This is a genomic window from Bordetella genomosp. 8, from assembly GCF_002119685.1.
GTDB lineage: Bacteria > Pseudomonadota > Gammaproteobacteria > Burkholderiales > Burkholderiaceae_B > Bordetella_C.
Genome location: NZ_CP021108.1, coordinates 3,627,298 through 3,642,523, shown reverse-complemented (window position 1 = coordinate 3,642,523; position 15,226 = coordinate 3,627,298). Strand labels below are relative to the sequence as shown.

Here is a 15,226-nt window from a genome sequence, read left to right as displayed (position 1 = left end):
CGGCCCGGGCAGGGTTCAATTAATGTATCGATTGATATATATCACGGGCCCGGGATGGGCGGGAGAGTGGCATGGAAATCGGAATGATCGGGTTGGGCGCCATGGGGCGCGAACTGGCGCGCAACCTGGCCGCGGCGGGGCATGTGGTGAAGGCCTGGAACCGCTCCGGTGGGCAGGTCGAAGGCGTGACCATGGTGGACACGCCGGTGCGGGCGCTGCAGGCGGACATCGCCTTCACCATGCTGTCCGACGACGCCGCCATCCGCGCGGTGCTGCTGGATGCGGACCTGCTGGCGCAGGCCAGGCGAGGCCTGGTGCACGTGGTCTCGTCGACGATTTCCGTCGCGTTCGCCAAGGAGCTGATGCGGCACCACCGGGAAGCTGGCATCGACTATGTCGCGGCGCCGGTGCTCGGCCGGCCCGACGTCGCGGCCAAGGGCGAGCTGAACATCCTGGCCGCCGGCGCTCCCGCCGCGCTGGACAAGGCAAGGCCGGCGCTGGAAGTCATCGGCAAGCGGATCTGGGAGATGGGCGAGCAGCCGCCCATGGCCCATGCCGCCAAGATCGCCTGCAACATGATGATCACCATGGCGATCGAAGCCATGGCCGAGGCCGTCGTGCTGACCGAGGCCAACGGGGTGGAGCGCGACCGTTTCTTCGAACTGATCCTGAACACGCTGTTCGGCAGCCGGTCCTACCAGGTGTATTCCGCCAACATCGCGCAGGATCGCTACGAGCCGGGATTCAAGGCTTCCCTGGGACTGAAGGACCTGCGGCTTGCCGACGCGGCCGCCGGCGAACTGGGCCGCAGCCTGCCCATGCTCGATGCCGTGCGTCGCCAGATGGCCGAAGCAGTGGACGCCGGCGGCGCCGACAAGGATTGGTCGGTGATGGCCGAATACACGATACGCACGCCGATCCCGCGCCGGTAGGCACGCGGACCATCGACGCCATCGATCGTCCTCCCTGATATTTTTCATTTCCGGCGATCGCCGTTCCCGCCTAGCCTTACGTCGCCGCCGCATGCCGCGCCAGGCCCGGTCATCGGGTCGCGCTCACGCGGCGAATGCCATGACAACAAGGAGACGACGATGGCACCGGACAACAGGGCGGGCCCGCCCATCGTTTTCGTCCATGGGTTTTCGCAAAGTCACGAAAGCTGGGAAAGGCAACTGCGGGACCCGAAACTGCTGCGGCGTTTCCATCTGGTCGCGTACGACCTGCGCGGGCATGGCGCGTCGGACAAGCCCCTGGTGCCGGAAGCCTATAAGGACGGACGCAAGTGGGCGGATGACCTGCACAGCGTCATCGAGGCCACCTGCAAGTCCAGGCCTTGCCTGGTGCCGTGGTCGTATGGGGGCCGGGTGGTCAACGACTACCTGACCGTGTACGGGGACGGGGAGGTGAGCGGCATCAACTACGTCGCCGCAACGTCCACGGGCGACCGCAGCACGCTGGGCCGTTCCTTTGCCTTGCTGCTGGACATGCTTTCGGACGATCCCGCCAAGGCGCAACGCGGCACCGAAGCGTTCCTGCATGCATGCTTCGAGAAGCAGCCCACGCCCGAGGCCATGGCGGAGATGGTGCGCTTCAACAATGAAACGCCGGTGGCGGTGCGCAAGCTGCTGGGCGGCCGGCCCGCGGATTACGACGCCGCCTTGCGGCAAGTAAAGGTGCCCGTGCTGGTGACCCACGGCATGCACGACCAGATATCCGCCGTGGCCATGAGCCAGTACACGGTCTCGAAAATCCCGCAGGCGCGGCTGTCGCTGTATGAGGACGCCGGCCATTCGACCTTCTATGAGGACGCAAACCGCTTCAACGGCGAACTGAGCGCCTTCATGCGCGCGAGCGCAGGTGGTTGAGGAAGGCCGCGAAGGTGGGTGCGTGATGTGGGTTGCGAGGGTAGTACAGGCAGTGTCCGTCGAAGGGCGGGCTGAAGTCGCGGAGTAATGGCGTGAGCGCACCGGATTCGAAGTAGGGCTCGACGTGGTTGGAGGGGACGTAGCCTATGCCCAGCGCGCGCAGTGCCGCCAGGACGATCAGGCTGAGGTTGTTGCAGATCAATGGTCCCCGCGCGTCTATGGTGATGCCGCGGCCATCGCGCTCGAATCGCCAGCGATGGATGGCGCCGCTGGACAGCCGCTGGCGTATGCACCGATGGGCCAGCAAGTCATGCGGCTGCGCCACGGGCGGCCGGTCACGCAGGTAGGCCGGCGATGCGAAGGCCACCATCGCGACCGGTGGTCCGATCGGTATGGCGACCATGTCGGGCGGCACCTGGTCCCGGAAGCGGACGCCCGCGTCGCAGCCGGCGGCCACGATATCGACCAGCGCATGATCGACGCGGATTTCGAATTCCACATCGGGATGCATGGCCTGGAAGCCGGCCACGGCATCTTCGAGCAGGAGCCGGCCGCCGTATTCCATGGTGCTGATGCAGATGCGTCCAGTCAAGGTGTCGCCGATGTCGGCGAGCTCCGTGAATGCCGCATCGATGCTGGCGATGGCCGGCGTCAAGCGCTGCGCCAGGCGTTGCCCCGCTTCGGTCAGCGCCACGCTGCGCGTGGTGCGCTTGACCAGGAGCGCGCCTATGCGTGCCTCCAATCCTTTGATGGTGTGGCTGAGCGCCGAGGGAGAGACCCCCAATGTGAGGGCGGCGCGCCGGAAGTTCAGGTGCTCGGCCACGCGGAGAAACGCGGTCAGCTCTGCCAGCGTCGGCTGTTTCATGGCGACCTTCCAATTAGTGAGCGTTGCTCAACAACCTCTGAATTGATCGGCTGATTGTATTGCCGTTGTGCATCTAATAGATTGCACAGAGCAGGCCGCGGCGCAACCGTCGTCGGTCGCGAGAGCCTGCGCGCTGCATGTGGCGGGCAGATCGGGCTCACTGTCCCACAATCAAAAAGAGGCATATCGAACGTGAAGAACATACTCATTACGGGCGTGTCGAGCGGGCTCGGCCGCGCCATGGCGCACGCAGCCTTGGCCAGGGGCCACCGGGTGATCGGCACCGTGCGCCAGGATGCGCAGCGGCACGCGTTCGAAGCGCTGGCGCCGGGCCGCGCGTTGGCAAGATTGCTGGACGTGCGCGACACCGCCGGCATCCAGGCCCTGGTGCAAGAGTTGGAAGCCACGCTGGGGGCGATCGACGTGCTGATCAATAACGCTGGCTACGGCCTGGTGGGCGTCCTGGAAGAACTAGACCTGGAGGCGCTGCGCCAGCAATTCGAGGTGAACGTCTACGGCCCGGTCGCATTGATACAGGCGGTGCTCCCCGGCATGCGCAAGAGGCGCGCGGGTCACATCGTCAATGTGTCGTCGATGGGAGGCATGGTGGCGTTTCCCGGGCTGAGCGCATACCACGGCACCAAGTTCGCCCTGCTGGGCATGACGGACTCGCTACGGCAGGAAGTGCGAGACCTGGGCATCCACGTAACGGCCATACTGCCCGGCATCTTCAGCTCGGACTGGTTCAGCCGGTCGCAGCAGAAGGCCGATCATGCGATCGACGACTATGACGCGGTGGTGAACGCCACCCACGATTTTGCATTCGGCGATCCGGCGGCCCTGGGGCGGGTCATGGTCGATGCCATCGAAATGAATCATCCTCCCGAAAAGCTGCTGATCGGGCCCACCGCGGTGCGCCTGGTCACGGCCGCGCTGGCCGACTGGCAGGCAGAAATCGCGCGCTGGGAAACACTGTCGCATGCGGGCGGCCAAGGTTGAGGCGATACGCGGATTGTTGATAAAGGAGGGGCTCATGATCGTGCGCAATATCCGGTTGGCCGCGCTGGCCATGGCTTTATCCGTGGCGTCCGCCGATGCGGCTCATGCCCGATCTCCGGCACCCAATCAGTTGCTGGGCGCCTGGCGCATGGTATCGGCACAGCTCGATCCCGACGGCAGGAACTTGCCGGCCTATGGAGAAAAGCCCAACGGCCTGCTCGTTTTCACTTCCGATATGCGTTTCATCGAAGTGCTGACGGACGCCAGTCTGCCGCCATTCGCGTCCAATGCCCGCGGGAAGGGCACCGACGCCGAAAACCGCGCCGCCATGGCAAGCGGCATAGGCTTCTTCGGCACCTATACGGTCGACGGGAACGGCGAATTCAGCGGCAACCGCGTGGAGGGTTCCACCTTTCCGAATTGGGTGGGCAGTGTGCGCACACGCCAGGACCTGACCCTGAAGGTGGCCGGCGACCACATGGCGGAGGATTTCCAGCGTCCGGATGGGACCAGGATCCGCATCCGCTGGCAGAGGGCGAAATAGTCGGCGCGGGTCCGCCGGTTGCTGTGACGGGCAGTCGGCATGCTTACGAGCGTGCATGTTGTCAGCATTGGAGACCGTCATGAGCGATATACAGAAGCCGAAACCACCTTTCCCGGATCAGCAGCAACAACAAACCCCCGGCCGTACGGCGCCGATGACGCCGCAGCCGGATCATGGCGAAAAGTCGTATCGCGGCTCCGGCCGCCTGGCGGGCAAGGCCGCGATCATCACGGGCGGGGATAGCGGTATCGGCAGGGCGGTGGCGATCGCGTACGCGCGCGAAGGCGCGGATGTGCTGATCGCTTACCTGGACGAAGACGAAGATGCGCGCGAGACCGCCCGTTGGGTGGAGGAAGCCGGCCGCAAGGCCGTGCTGTTGAGCGGCGACATCAAGGACCCGGCGCATTGCAAGGAGATCGTCGAGCGCGCCGCGCGGGAATTCGGCCGGCTGGACGTGCTGGTCAACAATGCCGCCTACCAGATGACCTACCCGTCGATCGAGGACATCAGCGACGAGGAATGGGACAAGACCTTCGATACCAACATCGGCGCCATGTTCCGCATCACACGCGCGGCGATGAAGCACATGAAGTCCGGCGCGGCCATCATCAACACCACGTCGATCAACGCCGACAAGCCGAATCCGGGGCTGCTGGCCTACGCGGCGACCAAGGGCGCCATCCAGAACTTCACCGCCGGGCTGGCGCAGATGCTGGCCGAAAAAAACATACGCGTGAACTGCGTGGCCCCCGGCCCGATCTGGACGCCTCTGATCCCTTCCACCATGCCGCAGGAGAAGGTGGAGCAGTTCGGCAGCCAGGTGCCCATGAAGCGGCCCGGCCAGCCCGCCGAGCTGGCGGTCGCCTATGTGATGCTGGCTTCGGACGAGGCGAGCTATATCTCGGGCGCCACCATCGCGGTCACCGGCGGGGCACCCATCCTCTGAGCGCGGCCGGGGCGCCGGCGCGGATCCCATTGTCTTGCCGTCGCGGAAAATGAATCCGCGACCTGCTGCTTTATCCCCGCCCGGCGAACCCCTAGAGTGACAGCCTTCGCAAGCAATTTGAAAGGAATGCCATCATGGCTACACGCGACGTCGTCACTCCTCCCCAGGCCCATGCCCTGTATGAGCTGCACCGCTATTCCCCCGCCATCCGCGCCAACGGGCTGCTCTTCGTGTCCGGCCAAGTCGGCAGCAGGCCCGATGGTTCGCCAGAACCCGACTTCGATGAGCAGATCCGTCTGGCGTTCCGGAACCTGAACGACATCCTCGCCGCGGCCGACTGCAGTTTCAGCGACGTCATCGATGTGACGGTGTTCATGGTGAATCCGCACACCCATTTCGAACGCGCCTGGGCGGTAGCGGCGGAATACTGGGGCGACGCGCCATATCCCACGGCCACCGCCGTCGGCGTGACGTGGCTGTCCGGTTTCGAGTTCGAAATCAAGGTGATCGCGAAGCTGCCGCAGGGCGCCGGCAACTGAAGGGCATACGCGGTCTCGGTTGCCAGCCACGCAGCCTGAGGTTATGATTGAGCAATCACTCATTAATCGGACCGGAATGGCACGTCCCCGCAGTCAGGACAAGCGTGAGGCGATCCTCGCCGCCGCGGCGCAGGCTTTGGCTGTCGACGGCCCGGGGGCGACGACCGCGCGGATCGCACGTCTGGCGGGGGTGGCGGAAGGAACGGTCTTCACGTACTTCGCCAACAAGGATGTCCTGCTGAACGAGCTTTACCTGCACCTGAAGTCGGGCATGCGGGAGGCGATGCTGGAAGCCTTCCCGCGCGGTGCGTCGCTGGAGCGGCGGGCCCGTCATGCCTGGAATGCCTACATCGACTGGGGCCTGGCGAATCCCGATGCCCGGCAGGCCTTGCGTCAGCTGAGCATCAGCGGTCGTATCGACGAACGCAGCCGGCTGGCGGGGTCGCAAGGCTTCGGCGAGATCGGCGCGATGATGCGGGAGCGCACCGGCGGCGGCGAGGGCTTGTCGGCGGATCAGCTGCAGGCCTACCGTTCGGCGTTGTTTTCCTCGCTGGCGGAAACCACGATGGAATACAGCGCCGACGATCCGGACAGGACGGCGTTCTATCGGGACCAGGGCTTTCGGGCCTTGTGGGCGGTATTGAAGGCGCATTGACGCCGTATCCAAAATCGGCGGCGGGCTATCCCACGATGGCGTTCGTTTCGGGTCATCCTATGCGGACGCGTCAACCCGCACAGTGGAATGTTTTATTAATGAGTGAGTAATCAACCATTTATTTTCCGACACTGTCAGGAGTCAAGCATGTCCAAAGTCTGGCTACTCACCGGCGCCGCGCGCGGCCTGGGACGTTCCATCAGTGAAGCGGTGTTGGCGTCGGGCGATCGCCTGGTCGCCGGCGCCCGCGATCCCTCGCGCCTGGCGGATCTGGTCGCGCGCTACGGCGACCGTATCCGTCCGGTCGAACTCGATGTGAAGGACGCCGACCAGGCGCAACGCGCCGTGGCGACCGCGCTGCAGGCCTATGGCCAACTCGATGTATTGGTCAACAACGCGGGCTACGGCCACGTCGTGCCGTTCGAACAGATGGACCCGGAAAGCTTCCGCGACCAGGTGGAAACCAATCTGTTCGGTGTCGTCAATCTGACGCGTGCCGTGATTCCGCCGATGCGCGAGCGTCGCGCGGGCCACATCTTCCAGGTTTCTTCCGTGGGCGGCCGTACGGCCACGCCCGGCCTGTCGGCGTACCAGGCGGCGAAGTGGGCGGTAGGCGGCTTCAGCGACGTCATCGCGAAGGAAGTGGCCCATCTGGGTATCAGGGTCTGCACGCTGGAGCCGGGCGGCATGCGTACGGACTGGGCCAATACCGCCAGGCCGCCGGCCGGCGCCAGCCTGGGGGACTATGAGGCATCCGTCGGCCGCGTCCTGAAGGTGTTCGGTCAGTATGCGGGCCACGAAGTCGGCGACCCCGCCAGGATCGCCGACTTGATCGTCGAGCTGTCGCGCCGTGACGACCTGCCGCTGCGCCTGTTGCTGGGCGGCGATGCGTTGTATGTCAGCGAACAGGCGGAGACGGAACGCGCCAGCGAAATGGCCGCATGGCGCTCGACCACGCTGTCGACGCATTTCCCCGGCGCGGAGCTGCCGGCGGGCCTGGACGAGTTGAAGAAGTTCAAGTAAGCAAGCCCGCCGTCATGGTCGCGCGGATGCGCTTGTCCGGCTAGTCCAATTCGAGCACCACCTTGCCGGTCGCACCGCCGCCGCGCACACGCGCGTGCGCGGCTTCGGCCTGGTCCAGCGTAAAACGCTGCTCGTCCATGCGCGGTGTCAACTGGCCAGCTTCGGCCAGTTGCGCGGCTTCGCGCAGGATGCGACCGTGCGCGTCCCGTCCTTCGCCGGTGATCAAGGCGCGCAGGGTAAAGACGCCGGCGTAGCGGGCGGACCGGAACGAGAGGGGTGCCAGGGAATAGCTGCCCCAGCCCAGCGAACTGGTGACCCGTCCGTGCACGCGCACCGCGTTGAACGCCGCGTCCAGCGCGCCCACGCAGTCATAGACCACGTCGAAGCCCCGGCCACCCGTCCATTCCTGGACGTAGGCATCCACCGGCGTATCGCGGGCGATGGGCGTGACGCCGATCGAGCGCAGGTAGTTGGCCGAGCGGGCGCCGTCCACGCCATGGACTTCAGCGCCTCGTGCGCGCGCCAATTGCGCGGCGACGTGGCCGACGCCCCCACCCGCGCCGATGACCAGCACTTTTTCACCGGGCTGCACGGCGGCGATATCGACCATGCCTTCCCAAGCCGTGATGACGGCCAGGGGCAGGGCGGCGGCCTGGCGCATGGACAGGTTCGCCGGCTTGTGGGCGAGCAGCCGGGCGTCGACGGCGACGAATTCCGCCATCGATCCCTGTACGCCGGCGACGCCGCCGGCCATGGCCCAGACCTCATCGCCGGGCGCGAATTGGCTTACGCCGGGGCCGACCTTTTCGACGATGCCGGCGAGGTCCATGCCGAGTATTGCGGGCAGCGGATGTTGCGCGTGCGCGGCCGCACCGGCGCGGATTTTCAGGTCGAGCGGGTTGACCCCGCTGGCCAGGATGCGCACCAGCACTTCGCCGGCGCCTGGGGTGGGAAGGGGTGTGGGCTTCAGTTGAAAGGGCGCGTCGGGAGCGTTTACCCAAAGTGCCCGCATGGTCGGGGTGGTCATGCGTGTTCTCCAGATCCGTGGCGCTGGCATACGCCGCGCCGTCCGTGGAAGACACTCTAGGCTTAAAGGAAACGTATGTGTATCCTGAAAGTCGACTGGAATCCATGCAAAATTGCATGGGCGGGAAGGATAGAGGCCTGGGCCGGGGCATGAGAGGAAAATGGCGATGGACTGGAGCGACTTGCGGATATTCCTGGCGATTGCGCGAGAGGGTAGCCTGGGGGCCGCCGCGCGGGTGCTCGGTCAGACCCAACCGACGATGGGCCGGCGCCTGAAGTCCCTGGAACAACAGGTGGGGCATGTGCTGTTCCAGCGTACGCGGCATGGCTTCGTGCCCACTGACGAAGGCCACGCCTTGCTCGCGCATGCCGAAAGAATGGAAGCGGAAGCGCTGGCGGCCATGCGCGAACTTTCGGGAGCCGAGACCCAGCTATCGGGCCTGCTGAGAGTGTCCTGCTCGGACTGGTTCGGCTCGCTGCTTCTGACGCCGGTGATCGCCGAGTTCAGCCAGCGGCATCCGGGCGTGACCATCGAACTGTTGACCGATCCGCGCTTGTACAGCTTGCCGCATCGCGAGGCCGACTGCGTCATGCGCATCCTGCCTTTTGAGGACCCGGACGTCGTCAGCAAGAAACTGCGGCGCACGCAGTACGCGCTATATGGCCGCGCGGGGCAATGGCGCGCGGCGCCGGGGGGTGGGCAAGGATGCCGCCTGGTGTTGATGGATACCGCGTTCGGTAACATGCCCGACGTGGCCTGGGTGACACGCCTGCTGCCGCATGCGACCGTGGCCGCCCGCGGCAACAGCCGGGAGGCGCAGGCGCGCCTGTGCGCCTTGGGCGTGGGGCTTGCGGTGCTGCCGCGACCGCTGGGCGATGCGACGCCGGGAATCGAACCCATCGACCTCGGTGAACCCCCGCCGTCGCGCGATACCTGGTTGGGCTACCACCGCGATATGCGGCGCCAGCCACGCCTGAGCCGATTCGTCGAATTGGTCAGCGACAGGCTTTCGGATGCGGCGGTGCGGGGCCCGCGGCGTTGAGGCCGCGGACCAGGGCGGCCGCGGCCGTTTCGGCTCAGGCCGACGCGCCCACGCCGTCCAGCGCCTGCATCGCGTCATCCGGCAAGCGCAGTTGGGCCGCTGCCAGGTTTTCGCGCAGGTGGACCACCGACGAAGTGCCCGGGATCAGCAGGATATTGGGCGAGCGGCGCAGCAGCCAGGCCAGTGCCACCTGCATCGGGGTGGCGTCCAGGTGCCTGGCGACATCCGACAGGATGGACGACTGCAGCGGGCTGAATCCGCCCAGCGGAAAGAAGGGCACATAGGCGATGCCCGCGCGGGCCAGATCGTCGATCAAGGCATCGTCCGCGCGGTGCGCCAGGTTGTACAGGTTCTGCACGCATACGATTTCGCAGATGCCGCGTCCCTGCGCGACCTGCCTGGCGGTGACGTTGCTCAGCCCGATGTGGCGCACCAGCCCCTCGCGCTGCAGCTCCGCCAGCGCGGAGAGCGGCTCCTCGATCGAGCCTTCCGCGGGGCCGTGCGTGTCGAACATCACGCGCAGGTTCACCACATCCAGGACGTCGCGGCCCAGGTTGCGCAGGTTGTCGTGGACCGCTTGCTGTAGCGCCGATGGCGAGAACGCCGGCAGCCAGGAGGCATCGTCGCCGCGCCGGGCACCGATCTTGGTGACGATGAGCAGATCGTCCGGGTAGGGCGCGAGCGCTTCACGGATCAGTTGATTCGTGATGTGCGGGCCATAGAAGTCGCTGGTGTCGATGTGGTCCACACCGGCGTCGACTGCTTCGCGCAACACGGCCAGGGCCGCGGTCTTGTCCTTGGGTGGGCCGAATACGCCGGGACCGGCCAGTTGCATGGCGCCATATCCCAGGCGTTTGACGGTGCGTTGGGCCAGGGTGTAGGTGCCGGCTTGATCGATGGTGGGCATGTTGGAATTCCCGTTGAATGGATCACAGCTGCAAGATAGCCAATCCACGACCGCGTGATAATCCCATACAATCGAAACGGCTTGTGCGGAATAGCGAACAATCCACGGAGCGGCTTGGCAGCGCGGGGCACGGCCGGATCGGACAAGGGGGCGGACATTGAAGGTCGACCTGAATGACTTGAATGCCTTCGTGGCGGTGGCGCGCGCCGGCGGCTTTCGCGATGCGGCGCGCCTGAACGGCGGCAGTGCTTCGGGCCTGAGCGAAGCGGTGCGGCGCCTGGAAGCACAGCTGGGCGTGCGCCTGCTGAACCGTACGACCCGCAGCGTCGCGCCCACCGAAGCGGGCACCGGCCTCCTCGACCGCCTGGGCCCCGCGCTCACCGAGATGGAAGCCGCGCTGGATACCGTGAACGGCTTCCGCGACCGGCCAGCCGGCACCTTGCGCTTGAACGTCCCCATGAGCGTGTCACGGCTGGTGCTGCCGGCGATCGTGCCGGCTTTCCTGAAGGAGTACCCCGACATCCTGCTGGACGTGGTCGCGGAAGAAAGCTTCGTCGACGTGCTGGCCGCGGGCTGCGACGCCGGCATACGCTACGAAGAGCGCCTGGAGCAGGACATGATCGCCGTGCCGATCGGGCCGCGTGTGCAGCGCATGGCGGCGGCCGCGGCGCCGGCCTACCTGGAACGCCATGGGCGTCCACGGCATCCCCAGGATCTGATGCGGCATGCCTGCCTGCGCGGACGGTTTCCCAGCGGCATGATGCCGCCCTGGGAATTCGAACGCGACGGCGAAACCGTGCGTGTGGAGGCGACGGGGCCGCTGATCGTGCGGATAGGCGGCGCCGTGGACCTGGCGGTGGATGCCGCCGTCGGCGGCAGCGGCATCGTCTACCTGTTCGAGGACTGGCTGCGGCCCCACCTGGATTCGGGCGCGCTCGAACCCGTGCTGAAGCCATGGTGGCCACGGTTTTCCGGGCCGTTCCTGTACTACCCGGGCAGGCGCCTGATGCCCGCGCCGCTGAAGGCCTTCGTCGATTTCATCAAGCGCCCGGCTTTTTCCGGAACGAAATAGCCAGGCGATTGGTCGCGTCCATCAGGCGTAGCGCCGCGCTCAGGCCCGCTTGCGCGGCGCCAGGGTCGAGATCGGGACTGGCGCGCGGTCTTTTTCCGGGGTGCGGTGATAGCGCCGGGCGAGCGCCAGGAAGGCCGCCAGGGCGCTGGAAACATAGGCGTCCTTGCGGCGGATGAACAAGGTTTCGGCCCGGGCCTGGTCGGTCGGCAGGCGGTGTATCGCCACGCGCCCGGCCTGGAAGGCCGATGCCGCGATGCCCTTGGGCAGCAGCGTCACGCCGACGCCGGCCGCGACGCAGCCGAGGATGGCGTCCAGCGAACCGAACTCCAGCGGCTGCGCGGCGACGACACCCATGCTGGCCAGCAGCGTGTTCAGCCGCTGCCGGTAGGAACAGCCCCCGCCGAACACCACGGTCTTGAGTTCGACGATCCTGGCCAGGTCTTTCATCGATCGCACCGCGGGGCTGCTGACCAGCACCAGTTCTTCCGTGAATATGGTTTCCTGGTGTACGTCCGGGTGGTTGACCGGGCCGCTGACGAAGGCGCCTTCCAGCCGGCATTCCACGACGTCGCGCAGCAGGCCGGCGGTCGTGCCGGTATTGAGCGTAAGCCGTACGGCGGGATAGCTACTGGCGAACTCGATCAACAGTGGCGACAGGCGCAGCGCGGTGGTCGTTTCCAGGCCGCCCAGCACGAGCGCGCCGCCAGGTTCACCGTCGTCCCTGGCGGCGGACCCGGCTTCCGCCAGCAGCCTGGCGATGCGCGCGACGAAGGGCAGCAGGCGCTGGCCCGCCGGCGTGATCGTGACGCCGCGGGCATGGCGCTGGAACAAGGGCACGCCCAGTTCGTCTTCCAGCGCGCGGATGCGGGCCGTGACGTTGGATTGCACCGTATGCAGCTCGCTGGCCGCCTTGTTCATGCTGCCGTGCCGGGCGACGGCGGCGAGGGTTTCGAGGTCGGCTACGTCCATGGCTGTCCCTGGGGTCTTGTGGTGTCCGCTGTTTCGTTGAGTCTTTCCAGCGTAGCACGGCTATCACCAAAAAGAATAACTGTTATCTGATCAATTCGCTTCTTGAGATAGCTGCGGCGGCGTAAGCTGCTTCCAACGAACAGCCAGGAAAGCATCATGGGCAAGGCAATGGCCGCTATCTCCACCACCGGGCCGCGCGCCGTCGGCGCGCGATGGGCGACGCTGGCCGGGTTCTGCGCCAGCCTGGTCGGCATCGGATTGGCACGTTTTGCCTACACCCCCTTGCTGCCCGCGATCATCGCCGCACATTGGTTCGACGCCTCGGTGGCCGCCTACCTGGGCGCGGCCAATCTGGCGGGCTATCTGGCGGGTGCGCTGCTGGCGCGGCCCATCGCCGCGCGCTTGCCGATCGCGGTGACCTTGCGGGCGATGATGGTGCTGGCGACGATCGCGTTCTTCGCCTGCGCCTATCCGCTTTCCTTTTCCTGGTTTTTCGCCTGGCGCTTCCTCTCCGGTCTGGCGGGCGGCGCGTTGATGGTATTGGCGGCGCCCACGGTGCTGCCGCTGGTGCCCGCTGCCCGGCGCGGATTGGCCGGCGGCGTGATCTTCATGGGCGTGGGTGTGGGCGTGGCTGCTTCAGGGACCCTGGTGCCCTTGCTGCTGCGGGATAGCCTGCAGGATACGTGGCTGGGCCTGGGCGTGCTGTCGCTGGTGGCGACGGCGATCGCCTGGCAAGGCTGGCCGTCCGGCGCGACAGCCGCGCCCGCTGGCGACAAGCTTACGAGCGGCGCCGGCAGCGGTGCGGACAACGGTTCCCACATCGGTGCCGCCGGCGCGGCGCCTGCCCGCGCCGCGCATGGCGCGGCCCATCCCCCGATCCGGCATCACCGTGTGCCGCGCGTCGTGTCCCTGCGCGCCTTGTACGTCGAGTACGCGCTGAATGCCGCCGGCTGGGTGCCGCACATGATTTTCCTGGTCGACTTCGTCGCCCGGGGCCTGCGGCAGGGGCTGCAGGTCGGCGCGCAGTACTGGGTGCTGTTCGGCATCGGCGCCACGGTAGGGCCGGTCCTGGCCGGCGCCCTGGCGGACAGGACCGGATTCGGGCGCGCGCTGCGGCTGGCGTTCACGCTGCAGGCCGTGGGCGTCGTGATTCCGGCGCTGGGCCTGGGCGATGGCTGGCTGATGGCGTCCAGCGTGGTCGTCGGCGCCTTCGTGACCGGGACGGTGCCGCTGGTGCTTGGCCGCGTCCACGAACTGCTGGCGCATCACCCCGCGCATCGCAACCCGGCCTGGCGCACCGCGACGGTGAGCTTCGCGTTGTTCCAGGCGGTGGCGGCCTATGCCTTGTCCTACGTGTTCAACCAGAGCGGCGGCAATTACATCCTGCTGTTCGTCATTGGCACGGCGTCCATGGTGCTGGCGCTGGCGATCGATCTCATCTGGGGCCGGCGCGGTTGAGCTGCACCGCGTCGACGTCATAGGTGAAAAGCCATTCGTAGCGTTCGCGCACGCGGTGCTCGTTCCATTCGCGCTCGACATACGCCGCGGCGCCCTCGGCGTGGGCCAGGGCAGGATTGTGGAAGCGGCGCGCGTTTTCCGCGGAACCCCGCACCACGCGTGTCGTGCGCTCCTTGCGCAGCGACTCATAATGCGCCAGCGCGTCGGCGGGATCGCCGGGCAGCTCCGCCAGGCAGCGCGCCAGGATGTAGCCATCCTCGATCGCCATGGCCGCGCCCGACGCCAGCATGGGCAGCGTGGGATGGCAGGCGTCGCCCAGCAGCGTGATGCGCCCCTGGCTCCATACCGGCAGCGGTTCGCGCAGCATGAGCGCCCACTTGTAGGGCTGGTCCAGTGCGCGGATGAGCGTGTGCACGTCCTCATGCCAGCCCGCGAAATCCCTCAGGCATTCGTCGACCGAACCTTTTTGCGTCCAGGATTCCACCTGCCAGTCGTCGCGTTCCAGGATGCCCACGAAATTGACCAGTTCGCCGCGCCGCAGCGGGTAGTGGATGACGTGGGCGCCGGGCCCCACCCAGTTGACCGCATAGGGTTCGCGCAGATGCGCCGGCAGGCGCGCCGCGGGTATCACCCCGCGCCACGCCAGGGTGCCGGAAAACGTGGCGTCGTCGGTGCCGAACAGGCCGGCGCGTATGCGCGAATGCACGCCGTCGGCGCCGATCAGGACGTCGCCCCGCCGCGTGCCGCCGTCGGCCAGGGTGACCGTGACTTTGCCCCCGTCGTCGCCCACGTCCTCGCTTCCGTCAGCGCCCACGCCCTGGCGCGCGGACACGACGCGGGCATTCAATTCGATGGCCCGCGGATCCAGCGCCCGTACGGCGTCGACCAGGACGGCATGCAGATCGGCGCGGTATAGCGTCAGGTAAGGGTAGCCGTAGCGGCCGATGGATTCGGCCCCCAGGTCGAACAGGGGCCAGGTCTGTCCGCTATTCCACAGGCGTATGCGCTTGCCCGAGGCCGTGCTGGCCACGCGGCCCAGCGCGTCGCCCAGGCCCAGTTGGAACAGGGCGCGATTGGCGTTGGCACTGAGCTGGATGCCGGCGCCGAGTTCGCGCAACTCGGTCGCTTGTTCCAGCACCCTGACGTTGAAGCCGCGGCGCAACAGCGCCAGCGCCGCGGTCAGGCCGCCCAGGCCGGCGCCGGCGATCAGGATCCGTGGGGAATTGGCGGTAGTGCCTGGCATGTGATTTGTCTCCTTGGGTAGCGCTGGACATCGCGGGCCGCGGACGGCCCCCGTGTTGCGTATCGGTGCGCC

Annotated in this window: 16 protein-coding genes; 11 read left to right on the top strand and 5 right to left on the bottom strand. The window is 66.8% G+C overall.

Going from position 1 to position 15,226, the window contains the following annotated elements; genetic code table 11:
• The first annotated feature begins 71 nt into the window (after nt 1-71).
• Both CAL12_RS16480 and CAL12_RS16475 read left to right on the top strand, forming a co-directional pair.
• Nucleotides 72-932: an NAD(P)-dependent oxidoreductase gene (locus CAL12_RS16480; protein WP_086065631.1), complete on the top strand. Its 861-nt coding sequence runs from the start codon at nt 72-74 to the stop codon at nt 930-932.
• 159 nt (nt 933-1,091) lie between these two features.
• Complete coding sequence (locus CAL12_RS16475) at nt 1,092-1,865, top strand: alpha/beta fold hydrolase (RefSeq protein ID WP_086065630.1); 774 nt, start codon at nt 1,092-1,094, stop codon at nt 1,863-1,865.
• Here the strand turns inward: CAL12_RS16475 and CAL12_RS16470 are convergent.
• On the bottom strand, nt 1,840-2,730 hold the full coding sequence (locus CAL12_RS16470) for a LysR family transcriptional regulator (RefSeq protein ID WP_086065629.1): 891 nt from the start codon (nt 2,728-2,730) through the stop codon (nt 1,840-1,842). The genes CAL12_RS16475 and CAL12_RS16470 overlap by 26 nt on opposite strands.
• 183 nt (nt 2,731-2,913) lie before the next feature.
• On the opposite strand from CAL12_RS16470, the gene CAL12_RS16465 reads away from it, so the two are divergent.
• The 6 genes from CAL12_RS16465 to CAL12_RS16440 all read left to right on the top strand — a co-directional run bounded on the left by CAL12_RS16465 (nt 2,914) and on the right by CAL12_RS16440 (nt 7,436).
• Nucleotides 2,914-3,729 (top strand): oxidoreductase, encoded by an 816-nt coding sequence (locus CAL12_RS16465; protein WP_086067934.1) that lies wholly within the window; start codon nt 2,914-2,916, stop codon nt 3,727-3,729.
• A gap of 34 nt (nt 3,730-3,763) precedes the next feature.
• Complete coding sequence (locus CAL12_RS16460; protein ID WP_086065628.1) at nt 3,764-4,273, top strand: lipocalin-like domain-containing protein; 510 nt, start codon at nt 3,764-3,766, stop codon at nt 4,271-4,273.
• A gap of 79 nt (nt 4,274-4,352) precedes the next feature.
• Nucleotides 4,353-5,219: an SDR family oxidoreductase gene (locus CAL12_RS16455; protein WP_086065627.1), complete on the top strand. Its 867-nt coding sequence runs from the start codon at nt 4,353-4,355 to the stop codon at nt 5,217-5,219.
• 134 nt (nt 5,220-5,353) lie between these two features.
• Complete coding sequence (locus CAL12_RS16450; protein WP_086065626.1) at nt 5,354-5,758, top strand: RidA family protein; 405 nt, start codon at nt 5,354-5,356, stop codon at nt 5,756-5,758.
• Between the two features lie 76 nt (nt 5,759-5,834).
• A complete protein-coding gene (locus CAL12_RS16445; RefSeq protein ID WP_086065625.1) occupies nt 5,835-6,413 on the top strand; it encodes a TetR/AcrR family transcriptional regulator in 579 nt (192 codons plus the stop codon).
• 147 nt (nt 6,414-6,560) lie between these two features.
• Nucleotides 6,561-7,436, top strand: a complete 876-nt coding sequence (locus tag CAL12_RS16440) for an SDR family NAD(P)-dependent oxidoreductase (protein ID WP_086065624.1) — start codon at nt 6,561-6,563, stop codon at nt 7,434-7,436.
• 40 nt (nt 7,437-7,476) lie between these two features.
• Here CAL12_RS16440 and CAL12_RS16435 read toward each other — a convergent pair whose 3' ends face one another.
• Complete coding sequence (locus tag CAL12_RS16435; RefSeq protein WP_086065623.1) at nt 7,477-8,463, bottom strand: zinc-dependent alcohol dehydrogenase family protein; 987 nt, start codon at nt 8,461-8,463, stop codon at nt 7,477-7,479.
• A gap of 166 nt (nt 8,464-8,629) precedes the next feature.
• Here CAL12_RS16435 and CAL12_RS16430 point away from each other — a divergent pair, with 166 nt between their 5' ends.
• Nucleotides 8,630-9,505: a LysR family transcriptional regulator gene (locus CAL12_RS16430; RefSeq protein ID WP_086065622.1), complete on the top strand. Its 876-nt coding sequence runs from the start codon at nt 8,630-8,632 to the stop codon at nt 9,503-9,505.
• A gap of 34 nt (nt 9,506-9,539) precedes the next feature.
• Here the strand turns inward: CAL12_RS16430 and CAL12_RS16425 are convergent, their stop codons facing one another.
• The gene (locus CAL12_RS16425) at nt 9,540-10,412 is read right to left on the bottom strand and encodes an aldo/keto reductase family oxidoreductase (protein WP_086065621.1); all 873 of its coding nucleotides are present in this window, start codon (nt 10,410-10,412) and stop codon (nt 9,540-9,542) included.
• 157 nt (nt 10,413-10,569) lie between these two features.
• On the opposite strand from CAL12_RS16425, the gene CAL12_RS16420 reads away from it, so the two are divergent.
• The gene (locus tag CAL12_RS16420; RefSeq protein WP_086065620.1) at nt 10,570-11,484 is read left to right on the top strand and encodes a LysR family transcriptional regulator; all 915 of its coding nucleotides are present in this window, start codon (nt 10,570-10,572) and stop codon (nt 11,482-11,484) included.
• A gap of 39 nt (nt 11,485-11,523) precedes the next feature.
• On the opposite strand, the gene CAL12_RS16415 is transcribed toward CAL12_RS16420, so the two are convergent.
• Nucleotides 11,524-12,453, bottom strand: coding sequence for a LysR family transcriptional regulator (locus tag CAL12_RS16415; RefSeq protein ID WP_086065619.1), 930 nt, complete (start codon nt 12,451-12,453; stop codon nt 11,524-11,526).
• 156 nt (nt 12,454-12,609) lie between these two features.
• Between CAL12_RS16415 and CAL12_RS16410 the strand changes: the two genes are divergently transcribed.
• Nucleotides 12,610-13,911 carry a YbfB/YjiJ family MFS transporter gene (locus tag CAL12_RS16410; RefSeq protein ID WP_086065618.1) on the top strand — a complete coding sequence of 434 codons (1,302 nt, stop codon included), beginning with the start codon at nt 12,610-12,612 and terminating at the stop codon, nt 13,909-13,911.
• Here CAL12_RS16410 and CAL12_RS16405 read toward each other — a convergent pair.
• Nucleotides 13,889-15,154 (bottom strand): FAD-dependent monooxygenase, encoded by a 1,266-nt coding sequence (locus CAL12_RS16405; protein ID WP_086065617.1) that lies wholly within the window; start codon nt 15,152-15,154, stop codon nt 13,889-13,891. The genes CAL12_RS16410 and CAL12_RS16405 overlap by 23 nt on opposite strands.
• Nucleotides 15,155-15,226 lie beyond the last annotated feature (72 nt).